At 58.5% G+C, this 18,434-nt stretch carries 23 protein-coding genes; 16 read left to right on the plus strand and 7 right to left on the minus strand.

The features are described 5' to 3' along the window. The first annotated feature begins 45 nt into the window (after positions 1-45). The 3 genes from DXY10_RS05165 (at position 46) to DXY10_RS05175 (ending at position 1,476) form a co-directional block, all read left to right on the plus strand. On the plus strand, positions 46-339 hold the full coding sequence (locus DXY10_RS05165; protein WP_115016842.1) for a TIGR02450 family Trp-rich protein: 294 nt from the start codon (positions 46-48) through the stop codon (positions 337-339). A 24-nt stretch (positions 340-363) separates the two neighbouring features. Then, positions 364-1,011: a class I SAM-dependent methyltransferase gene (locus DXY10_RS05170; RefSeq protein ID WP_115016845.1), complete on the plus strand. Its 648-nt coding sequence runs from the start codon at positions 364-366 to the stop codon at positions 1,009-1,011. 93 nt (positions 1,012-1,104) lie between these two features. Then, entirely contained in the window at positions 1,105-1,476 is a 372-nt protein-coding gene (locus DXY10_RS05175; protein WP_115016847.1) for a hypothetical protein, read from the plus strand. A 9-nt stretch (positions 1,477-1,485) separates the two neighbouring features. Here DXY10_RS05175 and DXY10_RS05180 read toward each other — a convergent pair whose 3' ends face one another. Continuing rightward, the gene (locus DXY10_RS05180; RefSeq protein ID WP_115016848.1) at positions 1,486-3,021 is read right to left on the minus strand and encodes an NAD(P)/FAD-dependent oxidoreductase; all 1,536 of its coding nucleotides are present in this window, start codon (positions 3,019-3,021) and stop codon (positions 1,486-1,488) included. Between the two features lie 314 nt (positions 3,022-3,335). Between DXY10_RS05180 and DXY10_RS05185 the strand changes: the two genes are divergently transcribed. From DXY10_RS05185 to DXY10_RS05195, 3 genes are read left to right on the plus strand one after another with little or no spacing between them, the layout of a single operon-like run. Beyond that, the gene (locus DXY10_RS05185; protein WP_115017364.1) at positions 3,336-4,097 is read left to right on the plus strand and encodes an SIMPL domain-containing protein; all 762 of its coding nucleotides are present in this window, start codon (positions 3,336-3,338) and stop codon (positions 4,095-4,097) included. Then, positions 4,094-4,669, plus strand: a complete 576-nt coding sequence (locus tag DXY10_RS05190) for a pyridoxamine 5'-phosphate oxidase family protein (protein WP_115016850.1) — start codon at positions 4,094-4,096, stop codon at positions 4,667-4,669. The genes DXY10_RS05185 and DXY10_RS05190 overlap by 4 nt, the downstream gene beginning before the upstream one ends. A 29-nt stretch (positions 4,670-4,698) precedes the next feature. Continuing rightward, positions 4,699-5,232, plus strand: coding sequence for a rhomboid family intramembrane serine protease (locus tag DXY10_RS05195; RefSeq protein ID WP_115016851.1), 534 nt, complete (start codon positions 4,699-4,701; stop codon positions 5,230-5,232). Here DXY10_RS05195 and DXY10_RS05200 read toward each other — a convergent pair. From DXY10_RS05200 to DXY10_RS05210, 3 genes are all read right to left on the minus strand, one after another. After that, complete coding sequence (locus DXY10_RS05200; RefSeq protein WP_115016854.1) at positions 5,229-5,747, minus strand: hypothetical protein; 519 nt, start codon at positions 5,745-5,747, stop codon at positions 5,229-5,231. The genes DXY10_RS05195 and DXY10_RS05200 overlap by 4 nt on opposite strands. Continuing rightward, positions 5,744-5,956: a hypothetical protein gene (locus DXY10_RS05205; protein WP_115017367.1), complete on the minus strand. Its 213-nt coding sequence runs from the start codon at positions 5,954-5,956 to the stop codon at positions 5,744-5,746. Before DXY10_RS05205 ends, DXY10_RS05200 begins: the two co-directional genes overlap by 4 nt. Before the next feature lie 93 nt (positions 5,957-6,049). Then, complete coding sequence (locus DXY10_RS05210) at positions 6,050-6,268, minus strand: hypothetical protein (RefSeq protein WP_115016855.1); 219 nt, start codon at positions 6,266-6,268, stop codon at positions 6,050-6,052. 381 nt (positions 6,269-6,649) lie between these two features. On the opposite strand from DXY10_RS05210, the gene nth reads away from it, so the two are divergent. The 8 genes from nth to DXY10_RS05260 all read left to right on the plus strand — a co-directional run bounded on the left by nth (position 6,650) and on the right by DXY10_RS05260 (position 13,139). Continuing rightward, positions 6,650-7,303 carry an endonuclease III gene (nth, locus tag DXY10_RS05220; RefSeq protein WP_115016859.1) on the plus strand — a complete coding sequence of 218 codons (654 nt, stop codon included), beginning with the start codon at positions 6,650-6,652 and terminating at the stop codon, positions 7,301-7,303. A 58-nt stretch (positions 7,304-7,361) separates the two neighbouring features. Continuing rightward, positions 7,362-7,598 carry a chlorophyll a/b-binding protein gene (locus DXY10_RS05225; protein ID WP_115016861.1) on the plus strand — a complete coding sequence of 79 codons (237 nt, stop codon included), beginning with the start codon at positions 7,362-7,364 and terminating at the stop codon, positions 7,596-7,598. A gap of 66 nt (positions 7,599-7,664) precedes the next feature. Next, positions 7,665-7,934 carry a hypothetical protein gene (locus tag DXY10_RS05230; protein WP_115016863.1) on the plus strand — a complete coding sequence of 90 codons (270 nt, stop codon included), beginning with the start codon at positions 7,665-7,667 and terminating at the stop codon, positions 7,932-7,934. Between the two features lie 112 nt (positions 7,935-8,046). Next, the gene (locus DXY10_RS05235) at positions 8,047-8,574 is read left to right on the plus strand and encodes a FapA family protein (protein WP_244281945.1); all 528 of its coding nucleotides are present in this window, start codon (positions 8,047-8,049) and stop codon (positions 8,572-8,574) included. After that, positions 8,574-9,413 (plus strand): PfkB family carbohydrate kinase, encoded by an 840-nt coding sequence (locus DXY10_RS05240; protein ID WP_115016866.1) that lies wholly within the window; start codon positions 8,574-8,576, stop codon positions 9,411-9,413. The genes DXY10_RS05235 and DXY10_RS05240 overlap by 1 nt, the downstream gene beginning before the upstream one ends. A 544-nt stretch (positions 9,414-9,957) precedes the next feature. Continuing rightward, a complete protein-coding gene (locus tag DXY10_RS05245) occupies positions 9,958-10,251 on the plus strand; it encodes a ferredoxin (protein WP_115016868.1) in 294 nt (97 codons plus the stop codon). A 403-nt stretch (positions 10,252-10,654) separates the two neighbouring features. Next, the gene (locus DXY10_RS05250; RefSeq protein WP_115016870.1) at positions 10,655-10,876 is read left to right on the plus strand and encodes a hypothetical protein; all 222 of its coding nucleotides are present in this window, start codon (positions 10,655-10,657) and stop codon (positions 10,874-10,876) included. A gap of 1,267 nt (positions 10,877-12,143) precedes the next feature. Further along, entirely contained in the window at positions 12,144-13,139 is a 996-nt protein-coding gene (locus DXY10_RS05260; RefSeq protein ID WP_244281946.1) for a fatty acid desaturase, read from the plus strand. Positions 13,140-13,411: 272 nt separating this feature from the next. Here the strand turns inward: DXY10_RS05260 and DXY10_RS05265 are convergent, their stop codons facing one another. The 3 genes from DXY10_RS05265 to DXY10_RS05275 form a co-directional block, all read right to left on the minus strand. Continuing rightward, the gene (locus DXY10_RS05265) at positions 13,412-13,756 is read right to left on the minus strand and encodes an HIT family protein (protein WP_371411121.1); all 345 of its coding nucleotides are present in this window, start codon (positions 13,754-13,756) and stop codon (positions 13,412-13,414) included. 331 nt (positions 13,757-14,087) lie between these two features. Beyond that, positions 14,088-15,164 carry a photosystem II q(b) protein gene (gene psbA / locus DXY10_RS05270; protein ID WP_115016876.1) on the minus strand — a complete coding sequence of 359 codons (1,077 nt, stop codon included), beginning with the start codon at positions 15,162-15,164 and terminating at the stop codon, positions 14,088-14,090. 167 nt (positions 15,165-15,331) lie between these two features. Then, positions 15,332-16,681, minus strand: a complete 1,350-nt coding sequence (locus DXY10_RS05275; RefSeq protein ID WP_115016878.1) for a YcjF family protein — start codon at positions 16,679-16,681, stop codon at positions 15,332-15,334. 150 nt (positions 16,682-16,831) lie between these two features. Between DXY10_RS05275 and DXY10_RS05280 the strand changes: the two genes are divergently transcribed. Continuing rightward, entirely contained in the window at positions 16,832-17,752 is a 921-nt protein-coding gene (locus tag DXY10_RS05280) for a cation diffusion facilitator family transporter (protein WP_115016880.1), read from the plus strand. A gap of 87 nt (positions 17,753-17,839) precedes the next feature. Then, positions 17,840-18,433, plus strand: a complete 594-nt coding sequence (locus DXY10_RS05285; RefSeq protein ID WP_115016882.1) for a hypothetical protein — start codon at positions 17,840-17,842, stop codon at positions 18,431-18,433. Position 18,434: the final 1 nt, after the last annotated feature.

The raw sequence follows: 18,434 nt of genomic DNA on the forward strand, positions 1-18,434 counted from the left end.
GGGATGCGACGCTAACGGCCGATACCAGCCGACGCCAGCGTTGCCATGGGTTGGAAACCTGCACAAGCGTGGACCAGCCAGGAGGCTGTGGGGGGCTATCGCCATTTCCGCCTCGTGATGCAGGGAGGGCGTGGAAAAGAACGGTGGGTGGAACTCGAGGCTGTTCTCGACGCCGGCACCCGCAGGCGAATTGCCTGGCGAGATCTCTGCAACCGAGAGCAGTGGAGCAGCGGCTGGCAACAGATCCCCACCGAAGAAACAGTGGAAACATCCACGCCCGAGAGGATTGAAACCGACGCGGATCCGAGCAGCCACAGCAAGGCCAAAGCTTCGCAATGATGCGCAGATCGGCGAGGACTGTCTTTGGTCACCCAGGTTCTGACCCAGGCCCAACGCATCAAGCTGGACAGCGATGACGACGCGGTCTTTTATCGCGATCCCCGCTTTGTTCATCACCTCGATGCCGGCTTCCGGCAGCGCCTGACCCAGCTCTACCGAGAGCGACTTCACCCCTCAGCCACCCTGCTGGATCTGATGTCGTCATGGGTCTCCCACCTCCCCGACGACATCCGTTACGAGCGGGTCATTGGCCACGGCCTCAACGGTCAGGAGCTGGCTGCCAATCCTCGACTTGACAGTCACTGGATGCAGAATCTCAACCTCGAACAGACCCTGCCACTACCGGACAACTTCATCGACACCAGCCTGATCGTGGCGGGATGGCAGTACCTGCAATACCCGGAGGCAGTGGCCGCCGAGCTGCTTCGCATCACGCGGCCTGGTGGTCAGGTAATCGTGTCATTCTCCAACCGAATGTTCTTCACCAAAGCCCCTCAGATTTGGACAGAGGCTGATGACCGTGGACATCTTGATTACGTTTGCGACGTGCTGACAGCACAGGGCTGGAGCGACCCGATCCGAATCGCCGAGGAGACAAAGGCGACCGGGATGATGGGACTTCTGGGAGGGCAAGGGGATCCCTTCTTATCCGTGACGGCCAGCAAGCCGTAGCCGTGAAGACCAAACGCCCATGTCAGCGATGAGAGTCGTTGGCAGACGAAGTGACCATGGCTAGCCCGGGATGAAGTTCCAGGAGACAAGGCCATGGCTCCCATCGACAAGCCTCTCTACGACGACACCATGGAGGAGCCAAGACACACAGGGGTAGCCGCGCCATCCAAGCCAGACCCTCACGGCAACGAAGTGGCTGCGGAAACGGGCCACCTCAACGTGGCGCGGATGCGTCAAATCCTGAGTGAGCAGGGCCGCCAGGTTGCCGATGCGATCAATCCGCTCCAGAAAAAGCTTGATCTCAAGCTGCACGAACTGGATGAAACCCTGCGGCCGAAGCTGCAACAGCCGGTGAAGGAAAAGCCCCTTCTCTCCGTAGCCATCTCAGCCGGGGTCGGGGTCTTGCTGGGCAGCCTCGGCGCCTTGACCCTCCTGGGCGGTTCCAGATCCCGTTCAGGCGATTGAGCCGTCGGATTAAAGCCCGAGCGTGTCTAGCAATTGCTGCTGGACACGCGGCCCAGCGATCGCATGGGCCGCCATCGCACCACTGGCTGCCACAGGCGGGATGCCGATCCCCGGGAACGTACTGGCACCGCAACGCCACAATTGCTTCAGGGGAGTGCTGACGCCTGGGAACAACCCTTTCGCCGCAGACAGTGCAGGTCCGTAGCTCCCGTGATGCACGTTGAGATAATGACGATGGGTCAGCGGTGTGCCCTCCATCACCACATGACAGCGATCCCGCAAATCGGGGATCCGCGGCTCCAGCACTGACCAAAACAGCTGACAACGCTCCTGCTTAAGCGCTCTGTAAGCAGCGGACCCACGTTCCAGCTCGGCCCAGCGATGCCATGGCTCACTGGCCGGGGTGTAGGCGTGCAAGACATGGTGGCCGTCAGGTGCCATCGCCGGATCGAGCACGGAGGGGATCGAGAACACGGCCGTGTTCTGCTCGGCATCAATCGGTCGATTCCAATCGCCCACCCACACCTGATGCAGTGGAAGGGGGTCAAGGCCGCTGGCGTCAAAGCCGAGATGAAGGTGGAGGAAGGAACCGCAAGCCGGTGTCATCTCAAGCTGCTTGCGCCAGCGCCGGGCTGCCCCATCCGGCAACATTTGCACCGTTCCCCAGGCGTCGACATTGCTCACAACAGCATCGGCACCAATGCAATCGCCATTGCTCAGTTGAACGCCGCAGACGCGGTCGCCGTCCAGACAAAGCTGCCGCACTCTGGTGTGGCAGCGCAACGTACCGCCGTGCCGCACCAGACCCTGCACCAGTGCATGAACGACAGCGGCACTACCGCCCTTGGGGTAATCCAGACAGGCCTCCGGCTCAAACCACTGAGCGAACAAGCTGGCCATGGCTGCGGCATTTGTTTGCCCCATCGGCATGCCACTGATCAAGAAGCAGAGAAGATCGACCCAATGGCGCAGGAACGGATCCTGGAGATGGCGATCCACCAGCGGACCAAACGCCCCGTTCAGATGACGCAGAGCCGGTAGATGGGGAAGCAGGCGCCCACCACGCCGCAACAACGCTCCCATGGCATCAGCCCCGGGCGGAAGGGCCAGCAAGGGCAGGGCCTCGGCGGCCGCAGCCACCGGTTGCAAAGCCTTGGCAAAGCTTCGCCACTCCGCCTGCACCGATGCACCACGCAGACTCTTCACCACCTGCTCGAAGCCGCTGCTGCCGACACCGATGCGCAAATCTCCTTCCGGACAGAGCACGTCCCAATCCCGATAGGTGATCAGCTCAAGAGGTTGATCGAGGGCCCGAAGAATTTGGGTGAGGGGATTGGTGCTGGGCCAGCAACTGAGACCACTCCATAGCGATGGGCCCGATTCGAAGTGATAGCCGCCGCGATTGAAACCATGGGCTGCACCACCGGGAGTTGCATGATCTTCCAGCACCAGCACCTCATGGCCGGCCCGGGCCAATAGGGCCGCACAGCAAAGCCCACCGATGCCGCTGCCGATCACAATCACCTCGGTGCGTTCTCTCGTCATCGCCGACCTCCATCGCAACGCAGGGATGTTTGAGCACGTAAGCAAAAGGCCAAATCCACGGCGCTTCGCATGGCCCCATAAGCCGTGACAAAACCCGGACCCTCGATCCAGTCAGAGCAGAAGTCAAGCGCCAGCCTTTCACACCCCTGCCATGACGCTGGCAGGGGATGGGAGGCGAGCAAAGAGCTGCATGCAAGCCTTTCTCCGGTCAAAGCCAAATCGCAGTCGCACCTCGTCATAGGTCAGCCCCCATCACCAAAGACGTGATCCTGTTTCACTTATAGGCTGCAGGCACCATGATCGAGGCAAGCTCCATGCCGGCATCAGCACCTGCAGGCCAACGGATCGTTGCCATGCTGCGCCGAACACCTCCCCTGGTGTTGCCGATGCTTGTTCTCAGCGCCGGATTAGTGATTGCGGGATCCGTCGCCGTGCGTGGGATCCGCACATCCGCTGACACGATCACGGTGACCGGGGCCAGCACCGAGCGCATCAAGAGTGACTACGTGGACTGGAGGGTGGAAGTAAGGGGCAACGGCTCCAGCCAACAAGAGGCCTATCAGGCCCTCGAACCCCAGGTGGAGCGAGCCGTGGCCTTCCTCAAGGAGCAGAACGTACCGGAAAGTTCCATCCAACTAGGAGTGATTCAGTCGAGCAGTGAAGACGTACGCAACCGCGTCACCGGCGCCCTGATCACCACCCGATGGACTACCCGGCAGCCGATCCTGATCGGCAGCAGCGATGTTGGTCTGATCAGTGGTGTCTCGCGCCAGATCGGCGACCTGGTGGGCCAAGGTGTTCCCATCAGCATCCGGCAGCCGGCATACACGTTCACCCGCCTCTCGGAGAAACGGGTCGACATGCTGGCCAAAGCCACAGCGGACGCCAAACGCAGAGCAGAAGCCATTGCCCAGCAGGCAGGCTCGGGGATCGGCGCCATCACCAAGGCCGACACAGGAACCTTCCAGATCACGGTGCCCAACTCCACAAGCATGAGCAGTTACGGCTCCTACGACACCAGCACCATCTGGAAAGACATCACCGCAGTGATGGGTGTGACCTTCCGGGTCCAGTGAGCCCAGCGGATCAGGGACTCCCTCCCTGGCGACTGTTGTTAAAGCAAGCCCGCCTGAAGGAAGGCCATTCACCGATGGGGCGATGGCTGCAACTGGCGTCGATTGGCCCGGATGGGAGTCCAAGGGTTCGAACCCTGGTGTTCCGAGGATGGTGGAATCACAACAGCCTTGAACTGCTCACGGATGGGCGGAGCGCCAAGCAACAGCAACTGCAGCGCGATCCTCGCGTAGAACTCTGCTGGCTGCTGCCCAAAGCCCAAAGCCAATTCCGCCTGCGCGGACATCGCCACAACCTGGATCAGGGTGAACGGATGCAAAGGCAAACCCACCACTGGCTAAGGCTGCAACCCGAGGCACGCGCGTTGTGGGGCTGGCCACCGCCCGGCCAGGAGCTGGACAGTGCTGGCGACTGGCCCACTGCGATTCCAGATGGCACAACGATGCCCGACAGTTTTGCGCTGCTGCGCCTGGAGATCACCCATGTGGAACTTCTCGAGCTGAGGCATTCCCCTCACCGTCGCCGATGCTGGGGCAGCGAAGATGGTTGGCAGGAAGTCGCACTGAACCCCTGACCAGCCCCGACCCCAGGCCGCAGCCAGCCATGTCCTGGTCCCTGGCGCTTCCCCTTGTACTTGTGGGGATCGCTTGGCTCCAAGAACTGCTGGACACCATTTTATTTGGGGGCCAATGGAACCTTCCACTCGGTCCTGGGACCCCCTGGTGGTCTGTATTCACAGCCCCTTTCAGCCACAGCGGCTTCGGCCATCTCCTCACCAACACGGTGGTCTTTCTCCCCCTCAGCTATCTGGTGATCAGCCAGGGGATGCGCTCATATCTGGCTGTTTGGATTGGCGTGATCGCCGTGGAGATCCCGATCTGGCTGCTGTGGCCAGCGGGAAGCCATGGCCTCTCAGGCATGGTATATGGACTGCTGGGCTTCCTGCTGCTGCTGGGATTGCTTGAGAGGCGGTTGATCACACTGGGGCTGAGCGTGCTGGCCCTGAGCCTCTATGGCTCAGCTCTGATCGGACTGCTGCCCTGGGCCTCTCCCCCTGGCGTGAGCTGGATCGGCCATGCCGGAGGGTTCACAGGAGGCGTGTTGGCCGCTGTGATCACGGCCCGTCCGAAGAATTAACTCTGAGCAGGTATGGCACGTTCCACGCAGGTTCCTTTCGCTTCGATCTTGAGATCCTGCCTTGAGGTCTCTGGGATCTTGAAATCCATTTGAACTGCCATGGTCTGCTCAAAGGAAAACGCAAGACGCCGGGGGTTCAAACGCAGCAGTCCTTCCGTGCGCAGACGTCCCATGCTTTGAACAGGTGCTCCTGGTTCGCTAGGAGGCAACACCATCAAGGGATGCTCATAGGCAAAATCCATCAGCACCTGCCCCCCCTCCAAGCGAGGGATTCCATCGGTTAGATGACGTAAATCGCTGCGCTCCTCAGCCAAATTCCGAGGCGTGATGGCAATGGGGACAGCGCCCTCAGCCATGGTGAGCGTGAACACAGCCTTCTCCGCATTAATGGACGTTGGAGCCACCGGCTTGCCATTGGAGGTGACCCGCTCAGGATCGATCGCGCAACGCAACAGGTAAACAGGCGGTGAAGAGCTCTGAACCTGAGCCAACAGCAACAGCGCAACCGGGATCACGGTTCCTCCTGGGAAAGGAAACGCCCTGAAAACCGAACAGCCATCACAACACTTGCTGCGCCATACACGATGAAGGTGGTGGCCTGAGCAAAGGAACCAGTGCTGTACACCTCGCCAGCGAGCAGGAGCCAATCGATCAAAGAGGCGACGGTTCCCCAGAGAACCACCCACACCGAGACGTAGATCACGCCTCTCACAACGGGATTCATCGTCATTACTGCAGGGATGGTGAGATTAGAGGCAACGGTTCTCGAGGCTGCTGTGACGACACTGCGTTGACGACACTGCTGTGAGGATGCTGCTCAGCCCCCTTCCATCGATTGCTGATGGCTGTGCTGCCGGTAAAGGTCACTGATCGGGTCGATCGGATCATCTGCCGCAGGAGCAGAGTCGCAGTCCGCTGGAGGAGACGAGGAGGGCTTCGCCTTGGACTGCTCAAGGGCCTCCTCCTCACGCTTCAGGATCCGAGCGAAGGCGGCGCTGGAATCGTCCCGCTGACTGGATGTGCGTTGAGAGGCCATATACCGATCCGAGAGAACACTCTGTCGAACGCCTCAGGCAGGCGGCTGCTGGGAACTGCGGCTTGAAAGCTCACAGCCAAACTCGCAGCTGTTGAGGCCCTGAGCCTTGGGGTCAGCATCCTGGAGCCGCTGAAGGATGTGGCGAAGATCAGAGCCTGCGAGCTCGCCATTGGACTCCCACTTCAGGCTCGTTCCTCGACGGGGATTACCTGCGTTGGTCATACGTCTTCCTCGGCAACAGCACTCTGGATCGCCGCAACAGCAGCACGCAAAACAGAGCGACAAGCCTTAATGGAAGTTAAAAACAGTAGCGATTGCTACATAATCTCCCGCAAGCGGCCTGCGGCCCTAGGGTCCGCCCCCTACCAAGGCGCGCAACCCTTGAGACAACGAGAACGGGCCAACCATGTACTCCAACGACTGAACGAGGCCTACCCCGAACCACCCATCCCGCTTGACCACAGCGACCCCTTCACGCTGCTGATCGCCGTTCTACTCAGCGCCCAGTGCACCGATAAAAAAGTGAATGAGGTCACACCCGCGCTCTTCGCTGCGGGACCCACCCCGAAGGCGATGGCCGCCCTCGAGGAGGACACGATCCATCAGCACATCCGTCAACTGGGCCTGGCCAGAACAAAAGCACGCAATGTCAAAAAGCTGGCCCAGATCCTTGTGGTCGCCCACAACAGCGAAGTGCCCGCAAGCTTTGAGGAACTCGAAGCGCTGCCCGGGGTTGGCCACAAAACAGCCAGCGTGGTGATGGCTCAGGCTTTCGGAGTTCCCGCCTTCCCTGTCGACACCCACATTCACCGCCTGGCCCAACGCTGGGGACTCAGCTCGGGCGACAGCGTTCAGCGCACCGAGCAAGACCTAAAGAGACTGTTTCCCGAAGAGGCCTGGAACCGCCTGCACCTCCAAATCATTTTCTACGGACGAGAACACTGCACAGCCCGTGGATGCAACGGCACCACCTGCCCACTCTGCCGAGAGCTTTACCCAAACAGAAGAAGACCAGTCACGTACAAAAAGGCCTAGGGGAAGGAGCTGCTCCCGCAAAGATCTGTTACATTTGTAAATAATTCGACACCTCAGCATGGCCAACCAGCAAGCGTCAGAGAAATGGTTCCAAGACAGTGCAGCCCGATCCATTCATACCGAGCAACTGCGCAAGGTTGAGCTTTTCAATGGCCGTGCCGCCATGCTCGGCTTCGTGATCGGAGTAATCGTGGAAGGGCTTACCGGCCAGGGGATACTCCATCAGATCGGCCTTGGAGCTCTGGTGGATGGCTATGCAGCCTGCAGCACAAAGATGCTTCCTTTCTGCTTCTGACCAGTCCTCTAGCACCCTGTTGTCGGGCGGGTCGGGCGTAGCCTGACCCTTCGCGACAACCCAGGGATGGCCCGAAAGAGGCGCAAACTGAATAAGGAGATGGAAGCGCAGATCGCCGCTGCGCAAAAGAAGGTGGAGTTCATCTCGGCGATGATCCGCGACATCACCGAAGAAGACATCCAAAACGAATACGCCGAAGCATTTGCCCAGGTGCACCTCGCTGCCAAACACCTGGAAGAGCTCTACAAACTCGAGGGCTTTACCGAGGAAAGCGAAGGCACCTTGGCGCTTTACAACGGATTGCTGGCGAGCTTCGAAGAGGAATACGAGCTCTAAGCGTTGATTTGAAATCTCGGCAAAGCTGCAACGATCAGCGCATAAACGCTGTAGAGACGGCGATGAGCCTCTAAAACCGGTCCATCACCATTGTTTGCCGCGGAGCCCAAGCATGTCCGAGGTCAAGGGGACGTCAACTGCGCCGTCCGCTTCTTGGTTCACGTTGGCCATGGCCTGCCGATGGCCCCTGGCCCTGGTCCTGAGCAGCTGGGCTGTGGCTGTGGCGGCCATTCAAATTTTGCGAGAGCCCATTCCCATTGCTCTGCCACAAGACAAACCTTTCCCGGTGCGCTTGGTCGGGGATCTCAAGATCGACTCCCTGCGCCAACCGGTCAGCATTCAAGGGTCGGAGCCTCTGCAAATCCAAGCCTCCGACACCTTGCCGGTGAAAGGGGAGGTCGATGTCAACGGGGAGGTTGATGTCAACGGGGAGGTCGACATTTCCGGCAACGTCACGGTGGATGCGGTCAAAGATCCGGTCAGCGTGCAGGGTGATGACGCAGGCCCCGTCCTCGTGGGGACGAGTCAGGATCAACCGGTTCAAGTGGATGTGGGTGGTGGCATTGACGTCAACCAAGTGAACGGGAAGATCAATGTGCAGCTACGGAATGCAGCCAAATCGATGCTGCCGATTCCCTGATGGCGGCAAACCTCGCTGATCATGCGCAGAACTTGCCGCCTCTCAATCTGGCCGTCGTCGGCCATCAGGAGTGGGTGACCTTTCTGCAAGTCGACGCCTTGCCCCGACCAGGACGCGTGGGCCGTGCCCATCGATCTCTGGAGGAACCGGCGGGAGCCGGAGCAGTCGTGGCCGTCCAATTGGCGCGGCTCACGGGTCGACGGGTGCCCTTTTTTACAGCACTCGGTCGGGATGCAATCGGCGAACGCAGCATCGAACGTCTGCGCGAGCTGAGCGTCGACCCCCTCGTTGCCTGGCGGGATGCACCAAGCCGCCGCGGCATCAGCCTTGTCGAGAGGGGGGGTGATCGAGCAATCACCGTGATTGGTGAGCGCCATAGCCCGCTTGCAGCGGATGACTTGCCCTGGGAGCTTCTCTCAAGATGCGATGGCGTGTTTGTCTCAGCTACCGATGCTGCCGGCCTGCAGCTCGCACGCCGCTGTTCCCTGCTCACCGCCACGCCGCGCCTATCGATACGCGTGCTGCAAGAAGCAGGGGTCGGGATTGATGCCCTGATCGGCAGCGCGCTCGATCCGAGCGAACAACTGCCTGAAAATGCTTTAAAGCCTGCTCCTCAGCTCACGATCGCAACCGAAGGAGACCAAGGGGGTGAGCTCAAGCCAGGCGGTCGCTATGAATCTTGCACTCCCCCCAACGACCCTATTGAGTCGTATGGATGTGGAGATAGTTTTGCCGCAGGCGTAACTGCCGGTCTGGCAGCTGGCTGGACGCCAGCTAAGGCAGCACGCCTGGGAGCATGGTGTGGAGCCGAATGCGTTACACGCTTCGGACCTTACTGATCATCTTTAGGCACGAAGGCCTGCGACAAGGCCACCAGAATGCCGGCAATCAGCAGGGCGGGCAGGATCACAGTTGGGCCGCCAGGAGACGTCTGAGAGGCAAACAGCAGAGGCATTACTCACAGTCTGATGAACGCTGACAGCCTGCCTGAAGCCGGTGGCAACAGCACAAGCGGCAACCTTTCGATATGAAATCCACCCAGCCAAGTGATGACGTGCATTGCTGCGGCTGCGATGTGCTGCTGTTGTTCTCCTGCAAGGGCGTCGGACCTCACTCGGATGCGTTCACCGTGGTGACCAGGCCCTCAAGACGCCAGACCTAGGGACTCTCCCAGGAAGATTTCCCTCTGTTCTCACTGCTGACGCACAGACCCACTAGACACAGAACACTTGGCCTGAGCATTAAGGACACGATTTAGCCATTGCTTAGAGCTCAAAGAGACTGTGCCTTAATTCACATCGCTTCGTTCACGTGTCGAAATGAGCATCGATCCCTTCCCCTCGATTTTGACGAGTTAAAACCTAGAGACTTCTCCACAGCAACATGGCCAGCTACAAGGTGACCATTCTCAGCGAAGGCCAAGAAACAGTCTTCGACTGTCCTGATGACCAATACATCCTCGACGCAGCAGAAGAGAAAGGACTGGACCTCCCATATTCATGCCGGGCAGGTGCCTGTTCGACTTGCGCCGGCAAGGTGATGAGTGGTTCTGTCGATCAAAGTGATCAGAGCTTCCTTGACGACGACCAGATCGAAGCGGGATTTGCGCTGCTCTGTGTCGCCTATCCAACCAGCGACTGCAAAGTGAGCGCTAACGCCGAAGAACAACTCTATTGAGTTGGTCGCCTGAGGCGCCAAAAGATTGGCCACCGCTGAAGCCAACCGCCTGAAACGACGCAACCAAGGCCCTCTCCAATCAGGCCTGCCTGCGATCATCCCAACCATGATTGCAGGCAGATCTCATCGCAAAAACAGCCAAGGTTTCTGATGAACACCTTTGAAAGTGGACTGATGCGCATCAAGCCGAGGCAACCATTTTGATCATTTGAAGCAAGATCCAGAAGAAGCGCGAAAGCAGTCGGCACATCACCAAATTGTCACGACTGATACCCATGTTTTACATCTATTCACATCAACAGGGCAAAAGGGCGCCATATCAGCATGATCCCGAAATGAATCAATGTCTTTCATGCATAGCGGCGCGATACCTCAAACCTATGCCTATCTACTGTAGAGAATCATGATCCGACTTCAAAAGCTAACTCCCAGTGGCTGGGCCAACCTCGCCTTTGACCTGGAAATCCATGAAGCCGTCTCGTTAGCAAAGTACCTGTCAAAACAAAATCAATTCTCCTATCGATTGATGACCGACGAGATGGAGACGCTTTGCTTGATCCGAAGCGATTCATTGGGTGCGAGCGAAAAGGCCCTGAAAGGGTCGCTTCCCACCATCGCGCCCTGAAGCCCAGAGCCGCCGCTCACAGAAGCAGAACGGAACCGTTACATTTCTACACGCAGGGCCTCAGGGACGGGGTCACTAAGGCCTTAGGTGTTTGGAGCCTGGGGCCCTTTTTCTTAGCTGGTTCGCGTTCAGGCAGGCGGAAGCCGAGCCTTCATACACCTCCCCGCCTCGCGGCGCCAACGCCAACGCACCTCAGACGTGATCCAGTCGTCCGATGTTGATCAGCATGACTAACTGGGCCGAGTCGTCACTGACCTTCTCTCTGCAAGGCCAGCTTTCACCAAAACGGTGCTTTTGAAGACGTACGCCCTCAGCAAGGCACAGCATAATTACCTAGTCGGCCTGAGGGGGCCGAGCGTCGTGCCTGGGAGTCTTCTGAGGGGAATGCGATCAGCGACGCTAAACCCCTCTCCCATTGTCATATCTAGCTTTCCGGACGAAGCCGACAGTGCACGACATAAGTCTGAAAGCAAGTGTCGAAGCTTGCCCAACTCCAAGGGAGGTCAGGGCTTTATATCCGCTAGAGCCAGCCAAGGCTTGAAGGCTGTTCAGGGAACTCATGCTGCTTCTGGTGTTCGTCCTCTCCCAGTTACAAACATGGCTACCTCTATCTCAACTCCATCGCCTGGGATGAACTAAAAGCGTTGTTCTTGAGCTGGATCTCAAAAACACGGAACGCCCTAAGGGGATTGCTCGACGCAGCAAAGTGGATTGCCTCAGGGCGTGCGAGAGAGGGCCCATTCTTGTTGTCTGGCCAGACGGTATTTGGTACGCAGATATTTCACCAGACAGAGTCAAAAGAACCATTGAGCAACACATTACAACAAAAACTGTCAAAGGATGGACTTCAAGAAGGACAGCATTTGAGTTAAGACACTCGCCTTCTTGCTGGCGAGACTTAATCTCTTCCCATCCAAATTACGAATCACAAAAAAGTTCGGTCCAGAACCAAGCCTAAGCACCTCAAGAAAGGTGTCTAAATGAGCCTAAATTCTGGGCAGTGAAACCAAAAAAATTCCAGAGTCCACGCCACCACGGCCTCGACAGGCCGCGACTCAAACAATTACGGTGGAAAGCTTAAGCGCAGATCATTTTGCGCTTGTCTTGAGGCTTCCGCTTGGCATTTGCAACATCGATCCGACCAGCAAAGACGGCACTGGAAGCCAGCACTGAACCAGCCTTCTATCCCACCAAATCTGAACTACTCAGCACCTTGCCACCTGAGCTTTCCAAGCTGAGACCGTCAAAGGCATGGGCGAGCCTGGCCATGTCCGTTGGCCTTTCTCTACTGGCAGTTGGCATTGGAACACGCATTCCGCTCTCTGCAGCTGCAGCCCCCCTCTGGCTCCTCTACGGCATGATCACTGGCACCATTGCGATGGGCTGCTGGGTGATCGCCCATGAGTGCGGACATCACGCCTTCCACCCCAGCCGTCGGATTGAAGGAGTCGTGGGATTTGTACTGCACAGCATTTTGCTTGTGCCCTACTACAGCTGGGCCCATAGCCATGCGGTGCATCACGCTCACTGCAATCACCTGGAGCAAGGAGAAAGCCACGTCCCGGCACGGGCAACATCACCCATCGGGAAAGCCACCGAGCGGCTCAAGCGGAATATGAATCCCACCATCTTCGGGATCATTTCTCTCTTTAATCATCTCGTTATTGGCTGGCAGCTCTATCTATTTTTGGGCGTGACTGGAGGAGAGGACTACGACTCCCCCACATCTCATTTTTGGAATCGCAAGCGCAAGATCAACGGGAAACGGCGACTTTTTCCTGAATCATTTGGCAAGTGGATGATGCGATCGAATCTCGGATTGCTCGCCATGGTTGCACTGTTGACCATCGCTTCAGTGCAGTTTTCCCTGCTCCGCGTGCTGTGTGTGTATGGCCTGCCTTACCTGGTGATCAACATGTGGCTGACGACCTACACCTGGCTGCAACATACCAATACCGACATTCCTCACTACTCAAACGAAACCTGGTCTTGGTCGAAGGGAGCACTGCAGACGGTGGATCGCCCCTACGGACCGATCCTCAACCTGCTGCACCACGGAATCGGTTCAACGCACGTATGCCATCACGTCAATTCATCGATTCCGCATTACAACGCCTGGCGTGGGGCCAAGCTTCTGAGGCAAAGGTTTCCTGGGCTGGTGCGGTACGACTCCACCCCGATCCACAAAGCGCTGTGGAGGATTGCCACACGATGCGGTGGCGCTGTTTATCAAAACCCAACGGATCAAGCCTTCTACTACTGAAAAGCGAGAGGCCTGCAAAAAGAAGGGATCACTGCTTATCCAGCATCAACATCCCTAAGCCAGGCCGCCGCCAGCTGATCGGCTTTACCCAGCGATGCTGGAGTGATCGCCGCCACCGACGGAGACGCTTGCTCTTGCCATCACTCAGCAAGGAAGAGACTCCTGCAAGCGATTCAGGCAAGGGAGTGGGATCAGCCCCATGCCTGGCTGGCGTTGCCCTCATGCTGAAGCCCTAGCTTGCAGGCAATACCCTCACCTCCAATTCAGAGGAGCTAAATGCTGTTAGGCGTTCCAGCCATGAGGGCATCAGCCAACTCCCTGGCACGGGACATCCAGGATCTGAACACATCGGGATCAGCCCCAGGCCGTTGGCCACGCTCCACATCCCGATAAAGATCCGCGACGCACCAGGCCTGCGTCTGCGGGTCGCTGCCGAAGCGGGGAATCAGATGAAGGTGAAGGTGACGAGCACCCTCACCAAAGGCGATCAGATAAACCCGGTCACAACCACTCACCTGCTTCACCAACAGGGAGGCACGTTGCACCATCAGCCCCCATTCACGCGCTTCCTCCGGCCAAAAGTCGGCGGGACCGCCAAGGTGGCGACGAGAATCCAACAGACACCACCCCGACATGGGCGCCGGCAGGGGGTGATGACGCAGGAGCCATCTCTCATTGCGCCAGATCTCGAGGAGCTCGAGTTGCGCAGAATCTCTGTGAAGGGAGCAGATGCCGCAACTCAAGTGGGCTTGGTCTCCAATGGGATTGAGACCAACAGCAGCAGCCTGACTGCTGTGTTGTTCAAGCTCACGATGGCAGAAAGAGCGATCAACAGAACACTAAGGAAGAAAGACTCATGCCCATGAAAAAGCCCCCACCTTGCGGCGGGGGCTTTGCGATTCAGCGCAAGCTGAATCTCTTGGAAACTTCAGCCAAAGGCTGTTCCGATCAACCGATGGCAGGTGCTTGCAGAGCCACAGGAGTGGACTCAGCAGCAGCCAGGTCGAGGGGGAAGTTGTGAGCGTTGCGCTCGTGCATCACTTCCATGCCGAGGTTGGCACGGTTCAGCACATCAGCCCAGGTGTTCACAACCTTTCCTTGAGAATCAAGGATGGATTGGTTGAAGTTGAAACCGTTCAGGTTGAAGGCCATGGTGCCGATGCCCATGGAGGTGAACCAGATGCCGACCACAGGCCAAGCACCCAAGAAGAAGTGCAGGCTGCGGCTGTTGTTGAACGAGGCGTATTGGAAGATCAGGCGACCGAAGTAACCGTGGGCAGCCACGATGTTGTAGGTCTCTTCCTCTTGGCCGAACTTGTAGCCGTAATTCTGGGACTCGCTCTCGGTGGTTTCACGCACCAGGGAGGAGGTCACCAGGGAGCCGTGCATGGCGGAGAACAGTGAACCACCGAAGACACCAGCCACACCAAGCATGTGGAAGGGGTGCATCAGGATGTTGTGCTCAGCCTGGAACACCAACATGAAGTTGAAGGTGCCAGAGATGCCCAGGGGCATGCCGTCAGAGAAGGAACCCTGACCAAAGGGGTAGATCAGGAACACCACGAAGGCAGCAGACAGCGGAGCGCTGTAGGCAACGCAGATCCACGGACGCATGCCGAGGCGGTAGGAGAGTTCCCACTGACGCCCCATGTAGGCAGAAATGCCAATCAGGAAGTGGAAGATGCACAGCTGGTAAGGACCGCCGTTGTACAGCCACTCATCAAGAGAAGCTGCTTCCCAAATGGGATAGAAATGCAAGCCGATGGCATTGCTGGAAGGAATAACAGCACCAGAGATGATGTTGTTGCCATAGATGAATGAGCCGGCAACGGGCTCACGGATGCCGTCGATATCAACCGGAGGAGCGGCGATAAAGGCAATGATGAAGCAGATGGTGGCCGCCAGCAGGGTGGGGATCATCAGCACACCGAACCAACCCACATAGATGCGGTTATTGGTGGAGGTGACCCACTGACAAAAGTTTGCCCAGGTACTGGAGCGACCGCTGCGAATGGCAGTAGCCATGACGAAACAAGGAGGACGGGACCTGACCCAAATGTCTTCAACAGACATAAGGGCAGGGCCTAAGCCTATGGAGGGTCGATTGTTTTTTGCCAGATTTAAAAACTTCGAGTCATTGCGCAAACTTCCTTCATGAAGAGCTTCATGAAGAGTTCATGAAGCAATGTTAATCATGCTGTTTTTGCTGCTGTTTGGCCCTGCATCCAGCGGCCGGCCTGTTGAAGGAATCCCTGCCAATTCAGTCGCTCCTGTTCTGAAGCCTTCGCCACAAGTAAGGGAGCTTGTTGCTTCAACAGCTCCAGATCTGGCTTTGCCACACCGGCATTGAGAGCCATCCAATCAGCCATGGAGACACCCACAACCCTGGTGAGATAGGCAGCACTGAGGCCCTGCATCATTCCAGCCGCCATCCAACTGCCACCCTCCAACTTGGCCAGACCCAGCAAAGCCTGACCACTCCACTCCACCACCCCCTGTGCAAGGGCAGCAGCCGCAAGATGCTTGGCCGCCACCTGCAGAACATCGGGCGTCCAACGGCAACCCCAGATCGAACCCATTTCACTCAGCATCAAGCCATTTCCCACGGCCACAGCAAGCAAATCAGTGCTGGGTAAAGGTGAGGCGACAACAGCTCCTGCCACGAGCCACTGGCTGCGTTGAAGCAACCCACGGAAGCGTTGACGCCGCAGGCTTTCCAGCTCCGCCTGCCAATCGCGATGTAGGGCCTCCAGCAACCGTTGACGGGTCAGATCGAGACCCAGGCTGGGTTGCTGAAGCAGCTGTCGAATCGGCAGCAGAAGGGACCTGAGCTGATCGGGCGACCCATCCCAAACCAGTAAGCGTTGATGCCAACGGTCTGGCAACTGGGCCAGCAAAGCCTGGTGAGCAGCGTCCCAATCCCCCTCAAGCTCCGCACGATTCACAGCCAGCCAGGCCGGCTGGCGCAAGGGCACCTCCTGCAGACGCAAGAGATCTGCGGCACGAAGCGGCAGAGGAAGGATGAACAGCAACGCATCCTGTTGCTGAATCGTGAGAGGCCAAGCCCAGCTATCACTGACACTGGGGAGAGGGTGTCCGACACAAAGGTTGAGGGCATGGCGCCCACTCAGCGCTTGCTGGAGAGCCTTGCTCTCTGGCAAAGCCACCCCTTCCGATCCCACCACTGCAACAGTCAGAGGGCCGGAACGCTCCACGACCTGGTCAAGCGCGCGCTGACGTTGGTCACGGCTTGCAGCCGTGCCGGCAAGCTCTTCAAGAGCATCGAATTGGTCAAGCACCGCATCACAGCGCTTCAACCATCCCTGCACCGAAGCAGGGGACTGAAAGGCAGGTGCCTTTGCAGGCCGGCTCAGCCACCAGATGCCTCCACCCACTGCCAACAGCCCAAGGCCACCCCCAGGAACGTGTAAAACGTCTGCCAGAGCCCACTGCGCCACCAGAAAACCACCTCCTGCTACAGCGATGCCACGCAGGAGCCTCGGCTGTTCAAGAAAGGAGCCGATTGACGGCACCGGAAGCATGCGGAACTGGTGAGAAGTCTCGTCTTCCTAGCTCACCCTCGGCAAGGCGACCAGTGGGCGTTGCAGAAGCGAGGCAGAGCGCAATCCGCCCCCCGGCAGCAGACGCACGGCCTGGGCCTCCATAAGTTGAAGGAGTGAGTGCAGCACTCAATGGCGAGCCACCCCGCCGGAACCGATCGACGCAAGGATGTGAAAAGAGTGCTGGTGACAGCACTCTTGCTCAACCTGAGCATGACCGGCCTGAAGCTCACCATTGGGGTGCTGAGTGGCTCCCTGGCCGTGGTGGCTGATGCGATGCACAGCGCCACAGATGCCCTCTCAAGCCTGATGGGCCTGATCACCAATGGCCTTTCTGATCCGAGACCAGATCGTGACCATCCCTACGGCCACGACAAATACGAAGGCATTGGAGCCCTCGCCATTGCAGGCTTCATCCTGTTCACGGCGATCGAGATCCTGCTGAAGGCCGGCGAACGGGTCATGGAAGGCGTGCCGCCCCTCCGCCTTAGCGGCCAGGAACTCCTGCTGCTATGCCTTGTTCTGGGCTTCAATCTCGCTCTAGCACTCTACGAGCGTCGGGAGGGCAAGCGACTGAAGAGTCCGCTGCTACTCGCCGATGCAAAGCACACCACCAGTGACATTTGGACCACAGTGATCGTCCTCGTGGGACTGACCGGTGCCTGGTGGTTCCGATTGAACTGGCTGGATGTGGCTCTAGCGGCTCCACTCGCCCTTCTATTGATCAGGGTGTGCTCGCAGGTTGTGCGGACCAACCTTCCATGGCTCGTTGATCACATTGCGATTGCGCCGGAAGCCATCCACGAACAGGCCATGGCTGTTCCTGGAGTACTCAACTGCCATGACATCGCCAGCCGTGGCGTACTGGGACAGCGGGTGTTTATCGATATGCACATGGTGGTTGACACCGACGACCTACCCACCGCTCACGGCATCACCGAGCGGGTTGAGGAGCAATTGGAAAGGCGCTTCGGCCCAGTTCGCTGCACCATCCACTTGGAACCGAAGGACTACGCCGAACAACAGATCACCTTTCGAGGCACCCACGGCTGATTGGGCCGGTCGTCAGGGCGGCGCTCTCAGGTACTGACTCCCCCCCTGTGATGCGTCACACTTGCGCCTGACTGCAGGCCACGGGCCATGACTGATTCCTACGGAGATTCCCAGCAAAATGGGGGACAGGGTGAAGGTGGCCGTGATGGCGGACGCGATGGTGGTCGCCGTCGCGGTGCCGGGAATCGCGAAGGTGGTGGCTTCCGCATCCGCCTGAGTGACAACGAGATGCGCTCCGTGCGCGCTCTTCAAGAAGCCTTCAACCTGCGCTCCACTGTCGCGGTGCTGGGCTTTGCGGTGCGGAGCCTCGCCCAGATGCTCGAAGATGGCCAGTTGGATGCCCTGATTGAACAGGAACGTTCCCGTGCCCCCCGAGGAGGCGGACGTCGCAGCGAAGGTGGCAGGGGCGGTAGCCGAGGCGACGGTGGTCATCGCGGCGAAAGCGGCAGAGGTGGCGCCGGGGGCAGAGGCGGAGATCGACCTGATCCTTTCGCCCGCCCGGCCAAACCTCAGCAGGCCCCTGTGGAGGAAAACGTAGATGCCCCAGAACCTGAGGGTGCTGCACCCGCAAGCGAGGCGACTGAGAGCGAAGCCACGATCGAAACCAGTGTTGGCAGCACTGCCGAGATCACTGTCGACAGCGACGCCCCTACGGAAGACGCACAAGCCAACCAGGAGTAAT

It is taken from the genome of Synechococcus sp. UW140 (assembly GCF_900474295.1).
Lineage (GTDB): Bacteria > Cyanobacteriota > Cyanobacteriia > PCC-6307 > Cyanobiaceae > Synechococcus_C.